Source organism: Intestinimonas massiliensis (ex Afouda et al. 2020) (assembly GCF_001244995.1).
Lineage (GTDB): Bacteria > Bacillota > Clostridia > Oscillospirales > Oscillospiraceae > Intestinimonas > Intestinimonas massiliensis.
In genome coordinates this window covers 708475-724941 of sequence record NZ_LN869528.1, presented here as the reverse complement: position 1 = coordinate 724941, position 16467 = coordinate 708475, and the positions used below count along the sequence as shown (strand labels likewise).

The 16467-nt window shown below is 62.9% G+C and carries 16 protein-coding genes; 12 read left to right on the top strand and 4 right to left on the bottom strand.

The genetic code is table 11. From position 1 onward, the window contains the following. Positions 1–19 precede the first annotated feature (19 nt). From BN2154_RS03720 to rnhA, 7 genes are all read left to right on the top strand, one after another. Positions 20–331, top strand: a complete 312-nt coding sequence (locus tag BN2154_RS03720) for a Tat pathway signal protein (protein ID WP_094762339.1) — start codon at positions 20–22, stop codon at positions 329–331. A gap of 20 nt (positions 332–351) precedes the next feature. Beyond that, the gene (gene remB, locus BN2154_RS03715) at positions 352–615 is read left to right on the top strand and encodes an extracellular matrix regulator RemB (protein ID WP_050617496.1); all 264 of its coding nucleotides are present in this window, start codon (positions 352–354) and stop codon (positions 613–615) included. Positions 616–704: 89 nt separating this feature from the next. Next, a complete protein-coding gene (gene gyrB, locus BN2154_RS03710; protein ID WP_050617495.1) occupies positions 705–2663 on the top strand; it encodes a DNA topoisomerase (ATP-hydrolyzing) subunit B in 1959 nt (652 codons plus the stop codon). 15 nt (positions 2664–2678) lie between these two features. Then, complete coding sequence (locus tag BN2154_RS03705; protein ID WP_050617494.1) at positions 2679–3533, top strand: LptM family lipoprotein; 855 nt, start codon at positions 2679–2681, stop codon at positions 3531–3533. Between the two features lie 50 nt (positions 3534–3583). Further along, positions 3584–6100 (top strand): DNA gyrase subunit A, encoded by a 2517-nt coding sequence (gyrA, locus tag BN2154_RS03700; protein ID WP_050617493.1) that lies wholly within the window; start codon positions 3584–3586, stop codon positions 6098–6100. Between the two features lies 1 nt (position 6101). Further along, a complete protein-coding gene (locus BN2154_RS03695) occupies positions 6102–6479 on the top strand; it encodes an SHOCT domain-containing protein (RefSeq protein ID WP_050617492.1) in 378 nt (125 codons plus the stop codon). 10 nt (positions 6480–6489) lie between these two features. Beyond that, the gene (gene rnhA, locus BN2154_RS03690) at positions 6490–6930 is read left to right on the top strand and encodes a ribonuclease HI (RefSeq protein WP_050617491.1); all 441 of its coding nucleotides are present in this window, start codon (positions 6490–6492) and stop codon (positions 6928–6930) included. A 36-nt stretch (positions 6931–6966) separates the two neighbouring features. Here the strand turns inward: rnhA and BN2154_RS03685 are convergent, their stop codons facing one another. From BN2154_RS03685 to rpsT, 3 genes are all read right to left on the bottom strand, one after another. Next, on the bottom strand, positions 6967–7806 hold the full coding sequence (locus BN2154_RS03685) for a DegV family protein (protein ID WP_050617490.1): 840 nt from the start codon (positions 7804–7806) through the stop codon (positions 6967–6969). Positions 7807–7812: 6 nt separating this feature from the next. Beyond that, the gene (locus BN2154_RS03680) at positions 7813–8286 is read right to left on the bottom strand and encodes a MarR family transcriptional regulator (RefSeq protein ID WP_050617489.1); all 474 of its coding nucleotides are present in this window, start codon (positions 8284–8286) and stop codon (positions 7813–7815) included. Between the two features lie 154 nt (positions 8287–8440). Next, positions 8441–8704, bottom strand: a complete 264-nt coding sequence (gene rpsT, locus BN2154_RS03675) for a 30S ribosomal protein S20 (protein ID WP_050617488.1) — start codon at positions 8702–8704, stop codon at positions 8441–8443. A gap of 198 nt (positions 8705–8902) precedes the next feature. On the opposite strand from rpsT, the gene gpr reads away from it, so the two are divergent. Beyond that, the gene (gpr, locus tag BN2154_RS03670; RefSeq protein ID WP_050617487.1) at positions 8903–9808 is read left to right on the top strand and encodes a GPR endopeptidase; all 906 of its coding nucleotides are present in this window, start codon (positions 8903–8905) and stop codon (positions 9806–9808) included. Between the two features lie 476 nt (positions 9809–10284). Here the strand turns inward: gpr and BN2154_RS03665 are convergent, their stop codons facing one another. Continuing rightward, complete coding sequence (locus BN2154_RS03665; RefSeq protein ID WP_050617486.1) at positions 10285–10485, bottom strand: hypothetical protein; 201 nt, start codon at positions 10483–10485, stop codon at positions 10285–10287. A gap of 284 nt (positions 10486–10769) precedes the next feature. Here BN2154_RS03665 and BN2154_RS03660 point away from each other — a divergent pair, with 284 nt between their 5' ends. The 4 genes from BN2154_RS03660 to ytvI all read left to right on the top strand — a co-directional run bounded on the left by BN2154_RS03660 (position 10770) and on the right by ytvI (position 16466). Further along, a complete protein-coding gene (locus tag BN2154_RS03660; protein ID WP_195892302.1) occupies positions 10770–11438 on the top strand; it encodes a FadR/GntR family transcriptional regulator in 669 nt (222 codons plus the stop codon). Between the two features lie 354 nt (positions 11439–11792). Beyond that, positions 11793–13211, top strand: coding sequence for a glycine--tRNA ligase (locus BN2154_RS03655; protein ID WP_050617484.1), 1419 nt, complete (start codon positions 11793–11795; stop codon positions 13209–13211). Between the two features lie 61 nt (positions 13212–13272). Then, complete coding sequence (locus tag BN2154_RS03650; protein ID WP_050617483.1) at positions 13273–15126, top strand: LTA synthase family protein; 1854 nt, start codon at positions 13273–13275, stop codon at positions 15124–15126. A gap of 161 nt (positions 15127–15287) precedes the next feature. Further along, positions 15288–16466 (top strand): sporulation integral membrane protein YtvI, encoded by a 1179-nt coding sequence (gene ytvI / locus BN2154_RS03645; protein ID WP_050617482.1) that lies wholly within the window; start codon positions 15288–15290, stop codon positions 16464–16466. Position 16467 lies beyond the last annotated feature (1 nt).

Sequence of the window (16467 nt, the reverse complement as noted above, 5' to 3'; positions counted from 1 at the left end):
AACAGGAAAGGAACTGCATTTGGTCATTCTCATCGCCTTTGTACTGGCCCCCCTGGGGGCCGGTTTTGTGCTGGAATATCTGGTATGCCGCCTGTCCATGGGACACGGCAGACTGTGGAAGCTGCTGCCCCCCGTCCTGGCCGCCGCGCTGACCGGGGCGGTGGCCCTGGGCCGCTACCGGGTCTGGGCCTCGGCGGAATCCCCCCTGCCCACCCTCCTTTTCGTGCCCGGTCTGCCCGCCCTGCTGGGCTTTCTCGGCCTGCTGGCCGGGTGGCTGGCATGGCGGCGCATGTGGCTGCCCCGGGTGGTCAGGAACAAACAATCCGAGTAAAAGAGCGTTAGGAGCGTTTTATGTATCTGCACTTAGGCCAGTCGGTGGTGGTCCCCTTTCGGGATGTGGTCGGCATATTCGACCTGGATAACACCACCTCCTCCATTTATACCAGAAAATTCCTGGAGCGGGCGGAAAAGGAGGGCCGCGTGGTGGATGTGTCCGGGGACCTGCCCAAGTCCTTTACCGTATGCAGGACCGGCAAGGGTCCCCCTACCGTCTATCTGTCCCAGCTCTCCTCCGCCACTCTGCTCAAGCGGGTGGAGAACAACACCTTTGAATGAATGCCCATGCGGAGCACATCCATCCGCTCTCTTCCTCCAAAAAGGGAACGGGTGGATGCGCTCCGCAATCAAACCCAGGAGGTTTTAGAATGTCTGAAGAACTGGAAACCAACGAGATCGGCCAGATGGAACAGGTCGAGCACGAATACGGCGGCTCGGAGATCCAGGTCCTCGAGGGCCTGGAGGCCGTCCGCAAGCGGCCCGGTATGTATATCGGCTCCACTTCCTCCTCCGGCCTGCACCATCTGGTCTATGAGATCGTGGACAACGCCATCGACGAGGCCCTGGCCGGCTACTGCGACGAGATCAACGTCATCATCCGGGAGGGCGACATCATCACCGTCACCGACAACGGCCGCGGTATCCCCGTGGACATCCAGCCCCAGACCGGGCGGCCCGCCCTGGAGGTCGTCTACACCATCCTCCACGCCGGCGGTAAGTTCGGCGGCGGCGGCTACAAGGTATCCGGCGGCCTCCACGGCGTGGGCGCCAGCGTGGTCAACGCCCTCAGCGAGTGGCTGGAGGTCCAGGTCCACAAGGACGGCAAGATCTATGAGATGAAATTCGCCCGGGGTAAGGTCACCCAGGAGATGACCGTGACCGGCGATACCGAAAAGCGGGGCACCATGGTCACCTTTAAGCCCGACCCCGAGATGTTCACCGACACCACCGTCTACGACTACGACATCCTCCACACCCGCATGCGGGAGGAGGCCTTCCTCAACGCCGGGCTGCGCATCCACACCATCGACCAGCGACCCGGCCGGGAGCAGCACGACGACATGTGCTACGCCGGCGGCATCCGGGAATTCGTCACTTGGCTCAACCGGGCCAAGACCCCCATCCACACCGGCGTCATCTATATGTCCGGACAGCGGGGGGACTCCATGGCCGAGCTGGCCTTCCAATACACCGACAGCTACAGCGAGACCATCCTATCCTTCGCCAACAACGTCCACACCCCCGAGGGCGGCATGCACGAGACCGGCTTCAAGCAGGCCCTCACCTCCACCCTCAACGCCTATGGAAAAAAGATGAACCTCCTCAAGGACGGGGACGAGATCAAAGGCGAGGACTACCGGGAGGGCCTGACGTGCGTCCTCTCCGTCAAGCTCACCGACGCCCAGTTTGAAGGCCAGACCAAGGCCAAGCTGGGCAACTCCGAAATCCGCACCCTGGTCAGCAGCATCGTTTCGGAGAAGCTGGAGGAGTTTTTGGAGGAGAACCCCGCCGTGGGCAAGGCCATCCTGGACAAGGCCCTCACCGCCTCTCGGGCCCGGGAGGCCGCCCGCAAGGCCCGGGAGTCCATCCGGCGTAAGACCGCCCTGGGCGGCGCCGCCATGCCCGACAAGCTGCGGGACTGCAACGAGGTCAACCCGGAACTCACCGAACTCTACATCGTCGAGGGCGATTCCGCCGGCGGCTCCGCCACCCAGGGCCGGGACTCCCGCTTCCAGGCCATCCTCCCCCTGTGGGGCAAGATGCTCAACGTGGAGAAGGCCCGGGCCGACAAAGTCTACGGCAACGACAAGCTCCAGCCCGTCATCACCGCCCTGGGCGCCGGCATCGGGGACGAGTTCGACCCGAGCAAGCTGCGCTACCACAAGGTCATCATCATGGCCGATGCCGATGTGGACGGCGCCCACATCCGTACCCTGCTGCTCACCTTCTTCTTCCGCTTCATGCGGCCCCTCATCGAGCAGGGCTACGTCTACGCCGCCGTGCCCCCCCTCTACAAGCTGACCCGGGGCAAGGCCACCCGGGTGGCCTTCTCCGACGAGGAGCGGGATCGGATCTCCGCCGAGCTGCGGGGCGACAACCCCAACGCCAAGGTGGACATCAACCGCTATAAGGGCCTGGGCGAGATGGACCCCCACGAGCTGTGGGAGACCACCATGGACCCGGAAAAGCGCACCCTCAAGCGCATCGAGCTGGACGACGCCGTCAAGGCCGACGAGACCTTCACCATCCTCATGGGGGAAAAGGTGGAGCCCCGGAAGGAATTTATCGAGAAAAATGCCCAGTATGCCGTCAATCTGGACTACTGAGGGAAAAGAACGCACATGAAAAAAGCAAGCATTTGGATGATCGGCACACTGCTGTGCGCCCTTCTGGCCGCCTGCGGGAGCAACCCGGCCGCAGAGACGCCGGAGCAGTCCCCTACCGCCGCCGTACAGACTCCCGCGTCCAGCCCTTCCGGCGCGCTGGAGCCGTCGCCCACGCCGGAACCGACCTCGGAACCGCCGCAGACCTCCCTGCTGACCGAGGAGAACGCCCCCGCACGGGCAGCCTATGGCGCTGCTCTGATGGAACTGCTGGATCACAATATTCTGCCCGACGGGACCGACTATTCCAACGGCTATATTGGCAGTATTGAGGATAGAGAGAGAATGGCGCAAAACCAGTTTGCCGTCTGGGATGTGGACGGAGATGGAAGAGAAGAACTGATCCTCCTCTACACTACCACGGCCGGGGAGCGGGGCTTCGTGTTCGATTGGGACGAGGCGTCGGGAGAGCTGCGGACGCAGTTGGAGGAATTTCCCCTGCTCACCTTTTATGAAAACGGCGCCGTTATGGCGGGCTGGTCCCACAACCAGGGCAAGGGCGGAGATTTCTGGCCCTATTTCCTCTACCAGTATCTGCCCGAGACCGACGGCTACCAGCAGGTGGGCGCGGTGGATGCCTGGGACAGGGCCCTGGGGATCGAGGGCTATCCCGACCAGGTGGACCGGAGCGGAACGGGTTTTGTCTACTATATCTACGGGGATCTGGCGGCGGAATGGGACAAGGTCGAGCCGGTGGACGCCGCCGAGTACCACGCCTGGCTGGACCCCTATTTGGGAGAGGGCGAAGAGCTGGCCCTTCCCTATTGCCCGCTGACAGCAGAGAACATCCGGATGATCCAGACGGCGGGCTGACAGACCGTGACAAGCGAAATGCTTTTTGGAAGAAGAAAGGCTGTTTTTGAATGAGTAAGAAACCACAGTACGATCCCGAGGAAATCCGTTACCCGGACCAGGTCATCGTCACCTCTCCCCTGGTGCCCGAGATGGAGAAATCCTACATCGAATACGCCATGAGCGTCATCGTGGGCCGGGCCCTGCCCGACGTCCGCGACGGCCTCAAGCCCGTCCACCGCCGCATCCTCTACGCCATGTACGAGGACAACCTGACCCACGACCGGCCCTTCAAAAAGTCCGCCACCTGCGTGGGCGACGTGCTGGGCCGCTACCACCCCCACGGCGACCAGTCCGTCTACGACGCCCTGGTCCGTCTGGCCCAGGACTTCTCCATGCGCTACCCCCTGGTGGACGGCCACGGCAACTTCGGCTCCGTGGATGGCGATCCCCCCGCCGCCTACCGTTACACCGAGGCCCGCCTGGACAAGATCTCCCAGGAGATGCTCCGGGACATCGACAAAGAGACCGTGGACTGGGACCCCAACTTCGATGAGTCCCGCAGGGAGCCCCGGGTGCTCCCCTCCCGCTTCCCCAACCTGCTGGTCAACGGCTCCTCCGGCATCGCCGTGGGCATGGCCACCAACATCCCGCCCCACAACCTCACCGAGGTCATCAACGCCACCATCTGCGTGCTGGACAACCCGGAGGCCACCTTGGCCGACCTGATGGAGCACGTCCACGGCCCCGACTTCCCCACCCGGGGCATCATCATGGGCCGCTCCGGCATCCGGGCCGCCTATGCCACCGGCCGGGGCCGCGTCATCATCCGGGCCCGCACCGAGTTTGAGGAGTTCGGTAAGGACCGCATCCGCATCATCGTCACCGAGATCCCCTATCAGGTCAACAAGCGCATGCTCATCAAGAACATGGCCGAGCAGGTGGAGGATAAGCGGCTGGAGGGCATCTCCGACATCCGGGACGAGACCGACCGCAACGGCATGCGCATCGTCATCGAGCTCAAGCGGGACGCCAATCCCCAGGTGGTGCTCAACCGCCTGTTTGCCCAGACCCAGCTCCAGACCTCCTTCGCCATCAACATGCTGGCCCTGGTCAACAACCAGTCCCAGCCCAAGATCCTCTCCCTGCGCCACATTCTGGACGAGTACATCGCCTTCCAGGAGGAGATCATCGTCCGGCGGACCAAGTACGACCTCAAGAAGGCCCAGGAGCGGGCCCACCTGCTGGAGGGCCTGCTCATCGCCCAGGACAACATCGACGAGGTCATCAAGATCATCCGCAGCAGCTACGACAACGCCAAGGAAAATTTGATGAACCGCTTCGGCCTGGACGACATCCAGGCCCAGGCCATCCTGGACATGCGGCTAAAGGCACTCCAGGGTCTGGACCGGGAGAAGCTGGAAAACGAGTACAAGGAGCTGGAGGAGCGCATCGCCTACTATCAGGAGCTGCTGGGCTCCGAGACCATGATCCGCCAGGTCCTCAAGGACGAGCTGACCGCCATCCGGGACAAGTACGGCGACGAGCGCGTCACCGAGATCCAGGACGTGGAGGACGAGATCGACATCGAGGACCTCATCGAGGAGGAGGAGTGCGTCTTTACCCTCACCGCCGCGGGCTACATCAAGCGGCTGCCCGCCTCCACCTACCGGGCCCAGCGCCGGGGCGGTAAGGGCATCACCGCCCAGACCTTGAAAGAGGAGGACGTGGTGGAGACCGTGTTCACCGCCTCCACCCACGACTATATCCTCTTCTTCACCAACAAGGGCCGGGTCCACCGGAAAAAGGGCTATCAGATCCCCGAGGCCGGCCGCACCGCCAAGGGCACCAACATCGTCAACGTCCTGCCGGTGGAGTCCGACGAGAAGGTCACCGCCATGATCCACCTGCGCCAGTTCCCCGAGGACCGCTACCTCACCATGGTGACCCGCAACGGCACCGTCAAGCGCATCCAGCTCTCCTCCATCAACACCGCCCGCAAGGCGGGCATCCGCTGCATCACCCTGGAGGAGGGGGATGAGCTCATCTGCGTCCGGGAGACCGACGGCGAGCAGGCCCTTCTCATCGCCACCCACGACGGCATGACCATCTCCTTCCTGGAGAGCGACGTGCGGTGCATGGGCCGGGACGCCTGCGGCGTCATGGGCATCCGGCTGCGGGACGGCGACTACGTGGTGGGGGCCGCCCGGGCCAAGTACGATCACCAGGTGCTGATGGTCACCGAGCGCGGCTACGGCAAGCGCACCCCCATGGACGAGTATTTCCGTGCCGACGGACCCCAGAAGCGGGGCGGCTACGGTCTGAAGGGCTATCAGGTCACCGAAAAGACCGGACCCGTGGTGGGGGTCAAGGTGGTCAGCGACGAGGACGATATCCTGGTCATCAACGACGCCGGCGTCATCATCCGCATGGCGGTGAAGGACATCAACGTCTACAGCCGCTCCGCCCAGGGCGTCAAGCTGATGAATCTGGACGAAGGGGTCAAGGTGATCTCCATCGCCCGCACCGACCACGAGGAGGAAGAGACCGGCGAGGGCGCGTCCGCCCCGGAGACGACGGAGGGCTGATATGGATCGAAAGCGGAAACAGCGGGTCACCTATCGGCCCAGCAAGTCCAGCGGCGTGTTCGGCGGCGTGGTGGGGGTCATTTTCGTCCTCATCGGCGTGTTTGTGGTCATTCCCACCTTCGGACCCTTCGGCATCCTGTGGACCCTCTTCGCCGTGGCCATCACTGGAATGAGCCTCTACCAGGCCTTCGGCAAGGGCTATGTGGGCCCCGAGATCCACATCGAGGAGGACGGCGGCGAGCCGTCTGAGACGCCCGCTCCCGTGGGCGGCGTATCCGCCCAGGACCGGCTCACCGAGCTGCGGGCCCTCTACGACCAGCGCCTTATCACCCAGGAGGAGTATGAGGAGAAGCGCAGGGAGATCCTAAAGGACCTGTGACAGGAGGCTTATGAAAACAGTCACCATCTACACCGACGGCGCCTGCTCCGGCAACCCGGGGCCGGGCGGCTGGGGCGCCATCCTCATGTACGGCGGCTTTCAAAAGGAGCTGTCCGGCGGGGAGGCGCACACCACCAACAACCGCATGGAGCTCACCGGCGTCATTACCGCCCTGGAGGCCCTGAAGGAGCCCTGCGCCGTGGAGCTCTACTCCGACTCCAAGTACGTCATCGACGCCCTGGAAAAGGGCTGGGCCAAGGGCTGGCGGGCCAGAGGCTGGGTCAAGGGGGACAAAAAGCCCGCCCTCAATCCCGACCTGTGGGCCCGGCTGCTGGACCTGTGCGACTACCACAAGGTCAACCTCCACTGGGTCAAGGGACATGCCGCCAACCCCTATAACAACCGCTGCGACGAGTTGGCGGTGGCCGAGAGCCGGAACCATAAGCAGTAAAAGAGGAGCGCGTGCGATGAATCGCACGCGCTCCTCTTACTCTTTTACAAAATAGGCGATGCCCGCCGCGCCGGGCCCGGCGTGGGTGCCCACCACGCTGCCGATGTCGCTCTCCCGCCAGGACGTCAGGCCCAGCTTTTCCACAAAGTGCGCCCGGCACTCGGCCAGAACCGCCGGGGCGTCCGAGTGGCCGAAGGCCACGGGAAGCGTCAGATCCGGCCGCTCCTGCTCCATCCGCCGATCCATCCACTGGAAGGCCGCCTTTCGGCCCCGCACCTTGGCGGCGGCCTCCACCACCCCGTGCTGCACCTTGAGGATGGGAGTGATGCCCAGCATCCCGCCCAGCACCGCGGAGGCTCCCGAGATACGGCCCCCCATCTTCAGGTATTTCAGGGTGTCCACCACCGCCAGCAGCCGCACCCGCCCGGAAATGGCCTGGACCTCTGCCGCGATCCGGGCGGCCGATCTGCCCTGATCCCGGAGCATTACAGCATACTCCACCAGAAGACCCAGCCCAAAGGTCACCGCACCCGAGTCCACCACAAAAATATGGGTCTCGTCCACAATGTCACGGGCGATCGAGGCCGACTGAAAGGTGCCGGAGAGCAGCGAGGACAAAAAGATCCCCACCACCTCGTCCCCGGCCTCCACATGGGTCCGGAAGCGGTTGACAAACTCCTCCGGATTGACCTGAGCGGTGACCGGCAAGGCCTCCGCACGCCGCAGGCGGTCATAAAACGCATGGTTGGTGATGTCCACCCCATCCCGGAAGGTCTCATCCCCAAAGTGGACGGTGAGCGGAGCCACCTCCACCCCCAGCTCCGCCTGACGGGCGGCGGAGAGCTCACTGGTGCTGTCGGTCAAAATGCGAACCATGTCTGGCTACCCCCTTATTGGTCTGTTTTGCCGGTCCTTTTCCTGAAAAAAGCCGGCCAGATGGCCCAGCGCCCGGACCAGAACCCCGGTCTCATCCTCCGTAAGGACCGCCAAAAGCCCGTCCACCATCTCCCGGTGGAAACGGGCATGGACGGCGTTGGCCGCCCGGGCCGCGGCTGTGGGCAGGATGCGAACCGCCCGTCGGTCCTTCTCGTCCCGGCGGCGCTCCAGATAGCCCTTCTTCTCCAGCAGCGTCACCGCAGTGGTCAGCGTCCCCGCCGTCACGCGCTGGGCGGCGGCAATGGCGGTGGCCCGGTTGTCTCGGCCCTCCTCCTCCGCCCGGCAGACCTCCTCAATCAGGTGCAGCTCCCGCAGGGACAGGTCCGGAAACCGGCCCGCCAGGTCCCGCTCCTCCGTCCGGAGGATTTCGTTGAACACACGGACCAGAAAGAGATTCAGTTCCTTGCCGCGGTTTTCCATGCTGGGTCATCCTTTTCATTTGGTTTGAAAATCAAAGCGTTCCAAGCATAATACGGCAGGGTCCTTTTTGTCAAGGATATTTTGAAATTCAAAGTACTTTGAGCGGCAAAAAAACCGCCTGCCGAAGCAGACGGTTTTCCAGCGGCTCTTCCAATCAGGCCAGCTTGTTGAGCTTGATGGTCATGGCGCTCTTCTTGTTGGCCGCGTTGTTCTTGTGCAGCAGACCCTTGGCAGCAGCCTTGTCAATGGCTTTGACAGTGGCCTTGTAAGCGCTATCGGCCTCGCTGCGGTTGCCTTCGGCCACCACGGCTTCAAACTTCTTGATCTGGGTCTTCAGCGCAGACTTGGCAGCCTTGTTCCGCGCAGCCTTGGTCTCGTTGACCAGCACGCGCTTCTTGGCAGACTTAATATTCGGCAAACCAAACACCTCCTCCGATGCGATCTATTGGGGCATATTCTGCCCGTGCAGATATTTATTTTAACAGCCGGGCGGGAAAAATGCAACTGATTTTTTCGGTTTTTTCACATTTTTTTGTATATCACAGCCGTTGCCGCTAAAAATAGCGGATGGAGTATGAATACGGCACAAGATATTGATGTGTGGAGGCAAAAAACAATGCTGAAAAGACGGACGGATCTGGCGCTGGAGGCCAAGGAGCTGTGGACCGAGTCGGCGGAGAAGGAGACCAAGCTGGAGGGCGTCCGGGCCCGGGACAGTCTGCGGGAGGGGTATCAGGTCACTACGGTGGATATCCTGGACGAGCAGGGCGCCAGCTCTTTGGGCAAGCCGGTGGGCTCCTATGTGACGGTACAACTGGACGCCCTGGCCCGCCGGGAGGAGGACGCCTTCGGCCGGGCCGCCCGGGCCATCGCCGCCGAGCTGAATGGGCTGCTCAAGCTGCCCGAGGAGGCCACATGCCTGGTGGTGGGGTTGGGCAACCGGGCCATTACCCCCGACGCCATCGGGCCCGGGGTGGCCGACCACACCATGGTCACCCGCCATCTGGTGGAGCAGGCACCGGAGCACTTCGGTTCCTTCCGACCGGTAGCGGCCTTGGCCGCCGGAGTGCTGGGCACCACCGGCGTGGAGAGCGGCGAACTGGTAAAGGCGGTAGCGGAAAAGATCCGGCCGGGCTGCATCATCGCGGTGGACGCCCTGGCCTCCCGATCCATGGACCGGGTGTGCACCACCGTACAGTTGGCCAACACCGGCATTGTCCCAGGCTCCGGCGTGGGCAACCACCGGGCCGCCCTCAACCGGGAGACCTTAGGCGTCCCCGTCATTGCCGTGGGAGTACCCACGGTAGTGGACGCCGGGACGCTGGCCGCCGATATTCTGGCGGAGGCCGGGCAAGAGGGGCTGGACCCGGAGGCCCTGGCCGGGGCGGGCGAAGGGCTGATGGTCACGCCCAGAGATATCGACCAGCGGGTGGCCGACCTGGTCAAGGTCATCGGGTACGGGATCAACCTGGCGCTTCAGCCTGGCTTGACAATCGAGGATGTGGATCTGTTTCTGAGCTGAGGCGGACCCGATGACCAGCGTGCAAAGCACGCCGCCGCGCAAGCGGCGCAGCCCGGCGGAATTGATTTTCGCCGGGCACAGATGAAATACGGGGCCCCCGTGGGATGTCAATCCCATGGGGAACAGCGGGTACGGGATCAACCTGGCGCTTCAGCCTGGCTTGACAATCGAGGATGTGGATCTGTTTCTGAGCTGAGGCGGACCCGATGACCAGCGTGCAAAGCACGCCGCCGCGCAAGCGGCGCAGCCCGGCGGAATTGATTTTCGCCGGGCGCAGATGAAATACGGGGCCCCCGTGGGATGTCAATCCCATGGGGAACAGCGGGTACGGGATCAACCTGGCGCTTCAGCCTGGCTTGACAATCGAGGATGTGGATCTGTCCCTGAGCGGATAGGTCTCTGTGGGCAAAAAGGGAGCGCCCGGACTTCCCCAAATCCGGGCGCTCCTTGATGGGAGAATAGGCACATGAAAGGAATCAGGCGGCTTTGTCGTGCTGGCCCGTCGGCGCATGGAAGGGAATCAACTGACCGATCTCCTTGTCGTTGGGCGTGGCGATGGAGGTCACGGCCAGCGCCAGGGCTAGACCAAAGGTGACATAGACTGCGGCACTCCACAGCAGACTGACAAGACAAAACACAACGGTGAGAACCAGCAGGACGTTGGATGTGCGTTTCATAAGAAGCTCCTTTCCAAAAAGCGGTTATGGTTAGATGTTTAACATATTACTTATCTGTCTAACATCAAGATACACAAAGACGGCCGATTTGTCAAGAGGGTTTGCGCATTTCTCTGTTTTCCATAAAACCGCCCTGTCCTTTTTGACAGGGTAAACAGGAGTTGTGGGAATTCTTGCTTTTTCTCCCTGTTTTGCGTATAATTGAAAAACAACTGTGGATACGAACTTTTCGGGGAGGCAATGGAGAGATGGCGGCGAGAAACAAGGGAAGTCTTTCTCAGCAGGTGGCAAAACAGCTTCTCAGCGACTTCCAGGAGGGCGTGCGCTACCGGCCCGGCGACAAGCTCCCCAACGAGAACGATTTGGCCGGCGAGTACGGCGTGAGCCGGGGCACCCTGCGGGAGGCTATCCGCATCCTCTCGTCCCACGGGGTGCTGGTGGTGCGGCGGGGCATGGGGACCTTTGTGGCCGAGCAGCTCCCGGAAAAGGCGGATTTCGGCCTGATGGAGCTGCTCACCCAAAAGACGGTGCTGAAGGAGCTCTTCGAACTGCGGCTGATGGTGGAGCCCCGGTGCGTGGCCCTGGCCTGCCGCCGGGCCACCAGCGAGGAGCTGCGCAACATCCTCCGGCTGGGGGAGGCCTTTGAAAAGACCGTTCTGGAGGGGGGCGACAGCATCGCCGCCGACCAGGCCTTTCACTCCGGCATCGTCCAGGCCATGCATAACGACTTCATGGCCCAGTTTATCCCCGGCATCCAGCGCTCCATCAGCCAGTCCGCCGCCCTTCAGGATGGGGTCAACTGGTTCAGCGGCGAGACGGTGGAGGACCACCGGCTGATCCTCTCCTTTCTCCGCATCCGGGACCAGGAGGGCGCGGAGGCCGCCATGCGGCTGCATCTGGTCCACATCATCAACCGCCTGAACCTCCCCGACGACGGAGAGCCCGTACTCTAGGGCCCAGAAAGGCGAAATCCCTTGACGGCGGGCGGTTTCGGTGATACAATACACTCCACGATACAGCGACAGGCAGTGACCGGGAGGAGTACGCGAGGGCCCGGGCCAGAGAGAAGCCGGACGGTGCGAGGCTTCCGAAGGTCCCCGCGGAAGGCGTCCGGGAGCTCCGGCCAGGAAATGGGCCGGCGGTACCCGCCGTTACAGGGGCCGAGCGCGGGGCGGTCTGCCGCCCCGAATTCAGGTGGCACCACGGACAGACTGTTCGCCCTGAGCCTTTGGCTCAGGGCGTTTTTTATCGGTCTGCCGCCTCATTGTGTTCTCCAGTTCTATTTTATTTCATAAGGAGTGCTTCCCATGAAAAACACCGAAAAAACCATGGAAAAGCTGGTGGCGCTGTGCAAGGGCCGCGGCTTTGTCTACCCCGGCAGCGAGATCTACGGCGGCCTGGCCAACTCCTGGGACTACGGCCCCCTGGGCGTGGAGCTCAAAAACAACGTCAAGCGGGCCTGGTGGAAAAAGTTCGTTCAGGAGTCCCCTTACAACGTGGGCCTGGACGCCGCCATCCTCATGAACCCCGAGGTGTGGGTGGCCTCCGGCCACGTGTCCACCTTTAACGACCCCCTCATCGACTGCAAGGCCTGCAAAATGCGCCACCGGGCCGACAAGCTCATCGAAAACTGGTGCGCCGAGCAAAACCGCACCGACGTGAACGTGGAGGCCATGACCCAGGACGAGCTGGTGGCCTTTATCCGGGACAACGGCGTCACCTGCCCCGGCTGCGGCAAGTCCGATTTCACCGACATCCGCAAGTTCAACCTGATGTTCAAGACCCACCAGGGCGTCACTGAGGACTCCTCCACCGAGGTCTACCTCCGGCCCGAGACCGCCCAGGGCATTTTTGTCAACTTCCCCGCCATCCAGCGCACCACCCGCAAAAAGCTGCCCTTCGGCGTGTGCCAGGTGGGCAAGTCCTTCCGCAACGAGATCACCCCGGGCAACTTTATCTTCCGCATCCGGGAGTTCGAGCAGATGGAGCTGGAGTTCTTCTGCCAGCCCGGCACCGACCTGGAATGGTTCCGGTTCTGGCGGGAATACTGCCACCAGTGGCTGCTGAGCCTGCACATCCAGGACGAGAACCTGCGCCTGCGGGATCACGAGCCCGAGGAGCTGGCCTTCTACTCCAAGGCAACCACCGACTTCGAGTTCCTGTTCCCCTTCGGCTGGGGCGAGCTGTGGGGCGTGGCCGACCGCACCGACTACGACCTCAAGCAGCACCAGGAGCACTCCGGCAAGGATCTGACCTACTTCGACCAGGAGAAGAACGAGCACTATATCCCCTACGTTATCGAGCCCTCCCTGGGCGCCGACCGGGTCACCCTGGCCTTCCTGGTGGAGGCCTATGACGAGGAGGTGGTGGACGCCGAGAAGAACGACGTGCGCACCGTCATGCGCTTCCACCCCGCCCTGGCCCCCTTCAAGTGCGCCGTCCTCCCCCTGAGCAAGAAGCTGGGGGACAAGGCTCTGGAGATCCGGGACCTGCTGGCCAGAGACTTCATGGTGGACTACGACGATGCCGGCTCCATCGGTAAGCGCTACCGCCGCCAGGACGAGATCGGCACCCCCCTGTGCGTCACCGTGGACTTCCAGACCGTGGGCGACGACAAGACCCCCGCCGACGGCTGCGTCACTGTCCGGGACCGGGACACGATGGAACAGGTCCGCATGCCCATTGGCGAGCTGAAGGCATATATCGCCCAAAAGATCGCATTTTAAGCCCGTACTTCCTGCGGGCGGCCCTTCGGCCGCCCGCTCTTTCCCTATTCTGGAGAGTGCTATGAAACACGTTTTTCTTTTCCAAACCCATACCGACCCCGGCTGGTCCCCGGGCAGGCGGGCCGGCTTCTGGCTGTGGAACCTGTTCTGGGTGGCGGCCGCCAGCCTCTGCGTGGGGACGCTGAGCCTGTACTTTGCCGCGGTGTTCAAGCAGGCCGAGCTGTTTGGAAGCTACTTCAAAAACCCACTCATTGCCCTGCTGAACCTGGCCCCCGTGCTGCTGCTGGCCCTGGGGCTCTACTTCCTCACCGGGCGGCCCGGCCTGGCCTACGGCCTCACCGCCGGGCTCACCGCCGGCTTTACCATGGGCAACTGGTTTAAGCTCCAGTTTCGCAACGACCCCCTGCTCTTCGAGGACCTGCTCCTGCTCAAGGAGGCGGGCAACATGGCGGGGAAATACCAGCTCTTCCTCTCCCGCACCATGGCCCTGGCCCTGGCCCTGCTGCTGCTGGGCGGAGTGTTTTTCCACTTCTGCGTCCGGGGCAGGCTGAAGGGACAGACCCGCTATCGTTTTCTGGGTATCTCCGCCGTCATTCTGGCGGCCCTGCCCCTCCAGGAGGCCATCCTCAGCGACAGCGTCTACCAGGACCGCACCGCCAACAACGACCTCATCAACCGCTGGTCGGCTACCCAGGTCTACGTCTCCAAGGGCTTCGTCTACCCCTTTCTCTACAGCGTCAAGTCGGCCTCCGACGCGCCGCCGGAGGGCTATGATGCCAAGCGGGCCGAGGCTATGCTGAACGCCTACCAGGACGCCGACATCCCGGAGGACCAAAAGGTATCCCTCATCACCATCATGCTGGAGGCCTACAGCGACCTGTCCGGCTTTGACATCCCCGGCCTCAGCGACCGGGTCTACGCCGACTACCACGCCCTGGAGGCCGAGAGCTACACCGGAAATCTCATCACCAACATCTTTGCCGGCGGCACGGTGGACACCGAGCGGTGTTACCTCACCGGCTTCTCCCGGCTGGGTTCCTTCCGCTCCCCCACCAACTCCTACCCCTGGTACTTCCGCTCCCAGGGCTACTCCGTGCTGGGAGCCCACCCCTGCTTCTCCTGGTTCTACAACCGGGAAAACATCAACCGCAACCTGGGCTATGAGGACTACTGGTTCGTGGAGAACCACTTCGCACCCCTCACCGGCGGGGACGTGGGCTACGACAAGGTGCTCTTCCCCGAACTCATCGGCATGTGGGAGGAGAACCGGAGCACCGGCAAGCCCCTGTTCGCCTATAACCTGACCTACCAGGGCCACGGCCCCTACGACGCCGACGTGACCTGGTGGGGGGACGATTACGTCACCGGCGGGGACTACACCGACGCCGAGCGGAACATCCTCAACAACTATTTCGGCTCCATCTACGACACCAACCAGCACCTGACGGAGTTTTTCGACTACTACCGCCAGGCCGAGGAGCCGGTGGTCATCGTCCTGTTCGGGGACCACAAGCCCTGGCTGGGGGACGGCAACTCGGTGTACGAGACCCTGGGCATCAACCTGGACTTCTCCACCGAGGAGGGGTTCTACCACTATTACGCCACCCGCTACCTCATCTGGGCCAACGACGCGGCCAAGGATGTCCTGGGAAATAACTTCACGGGAGAGGGCCCGGATCTGGGCCCCTACTTCCTGATGAACCAGGTGTTCCGGCTGTGCGGCTGGGAGGGGCCCGCCTTTGTGCAGGCCACCCAGCAGGTGATGGACCGGGTGCCCGTCCACAACACCCCCACCGGCCTGTATGTGGAGCAGGGCGTCCTCACCGGCAGCCTCACCCCCGAGGGACAGGCCCTGGTGGACGACTACAACACCATGCAGTATTATTGGCGCAAGCATTTTGCCTACGAGAAGTAAGCAGTCAAACGGCTTTTTTGACACGCTGAGGCGCGGCCCCGGGGCCGCGCCTCTTTTTTGCATAAATTTTACCGCCCAGGATGTGAAATTCACAGATTCTTGATGATTCGCCATATGGTTCTGATATAATAATTCTTCACACGAAAGGGTGGACGATCACAATGGAACAGGCACAAACGGAACTCTCCTGGCGGGAACGGGGCCGGTTATGGCTGCGGTTGGGCATCCGATTTCTGCTCATCGCGGCGGTGGTGCTGGGCCTGCGGTATCTAGCGCCCCCCCTACTCTCTCTCTTCATGCCCTTTGTCCTGGCCCTGCTGCTGGCCTGGCTGCTCAACCCCCTGGTGCGCACCCTTCAAAAGGCCCTGGGCCTGAGCCGGGGTATCCTCTCCCTGCTGCTCATTCTGCTGGTCTTCGGCGGCGTAGGGGGCGTTTTGGCCGCCTTCGGCTACAGCGTATTTGCCGAGATCCGCTCTCTGGTGACCAACTGGCAGGATATCTGGGCGGGGGTCCAGGCCGCCATCGAGGCCACCGGCGGCTTCCTCGACTCCCTGCTGGCCCACCTGCCCCAGGAGGTGGAGCAGACCGTCAACAGCGCCCTGGACAGCCTGACCCAATGGCTTCAAACCGCCCTGCCCAACTTCTTCACCAACGCTGCCGAACGGGCCGGCAATTTCGCCATGAGCATCCCCTCCTTCGTCGTGGCGCTGGTGGTCTTTATCATGGGGACCTATTTCATCACCGCCGACTATCCCCATCTGCGCTTTCTGGTCACCGACCACCTCTCCCCCGCGTTCCGCCGCTTCCTGGGCCACGTCAAGCACGCGGCGGTAGGGGCTTTCGGCGGCTATGTCCGGGCCCAGATCATCCTCTCGCTGGGGGTGCTGCTCATCCTGCTGGCCGGATTCGTCCTCACGGGCCAGAGCTACGCCGTATTGCTGGCCCTGCTGCTGGCGGTGCTGGACTTCATCCCCATCATCGGGGCCGGCACCGTCATGGTGCCCTGGGCGGTGATCGACCTGTTCCTGGGCCAGTTCGGCCACGCCGTGGAGCTGATGGTCATCTGGGGCATCATCTGCGTGTTCCGCCGGGTGGCCGAGCCCAAGGCCGTGGGCAGCCAGACCGGATTGTCCCCCATCCTGTCTCTGGTGAGCATCTATGTGGGCATGCAGGTGGCCGGGGTGCTGGGCATGATTTTGGGTCCGGTGCTGTGCATGGTGGTCATCAATGTGTGCAAAACCGGGCTGTTCGACGGGCTGACGGATGACCTGCGCCTGGCGGTGGACGATACCGCCCGCTTCCTGCGCAACCGGCCCGTCCCCAGACGGCCGGAGCGGTAGC

Excerpts from the sequence above, each read along its gene's own strand:
- gyrA (WP_050617493.1), top strand. The coding sequence starts at position 3,584 with ATGAGTAAGAAACCACAGTACGATCCCGAGGAAATCCGTTACCCGGAC.
- rnhA (WP_050617491.1), top strand. The coding sequence starts at position 6,490 with ATGAAAACAGTCACCATCTACACCGACGGCGCCTGCTCCGGCAACCCG.
- gyrB (WP_050617495.1), top strand. The coding sequence starts at position 705 with ATGTCTGAAGAACTGGAAACCAACGAGATCGGCCAGATGGAACAGGTC.
- remB (WP_050617496.1), top strand. The coding sequence starts at position 352 with ATGTATCTGCACTTAGGCCAGTCGGTGGTGGTCCCCTTTCGGGATGTG.
- BN2154_RS03665 (WP_050617486.1), bottom strand. The coding sequence starts at position 10,485 with ATGAAACGCACATCCAACGTCCTGCTGGTTCTCACCGTTGTGTTTTGT.
- ytvI (WP_050617482.1), top strand. The coding sequence starts at position 15,288 with ATGGAACAGGCACAAACGGAACTCTCCTGGCGGGAACGGGGCCGGTTA.
- BN2154_RS03650 (WP_050617483.1), top strand. The coding sequence starts at position 13,273 with ATGAAACACGTTTTTCTTTTCCAAACCCATACCGACCCCGGCTGGTCC.
- BN2154_RS03695 (WP_050617492.1), top strand. The coding sequence starts at position 6,102 with ATGGATCGAAAGCGGAAACAGCGGGTCACCTATCGGCCCAGCAAGTCC.
- gpr (WP_050617487.1), top strand. The coding sequence starts at position 8,903 with ATGCTGAAAAGACGGACGGATCTGGCGCTGGAGGCCAAGGAGCTGTGG.
- BN2154_RS03705 (WP_050617494.1), top strand. The coding sequence starts at position 2,679 with ATGAAAAAAGCAAGCATTTGGATGATCGGCACACTGCTGTGCGCCCTT.
- BN2154_RS03685 (WP_050617490.1), bottom strand. The coding sequence starts at position 7,806 with ATGGTTCGCATTTTGACCGACAGCACCAGTGAGCTCTCCGCCGCCCGT.
- BN2154_RS03655 (WP_050617484.1), top strand. The coding sequence starts at position 11,793 with ATGAAAAACACCGAAAAAACCATGGAAAAGCTGGTGGCGCTGTGCAAG.
- BN2154_RS03680 (WP_050617489.1), bottom strand. The coding sequence starts at position 8,286 with ATGGAAAACCGCGGCAAGGAACTGAATCTCTTTCTGGTCCGTGTGTTC.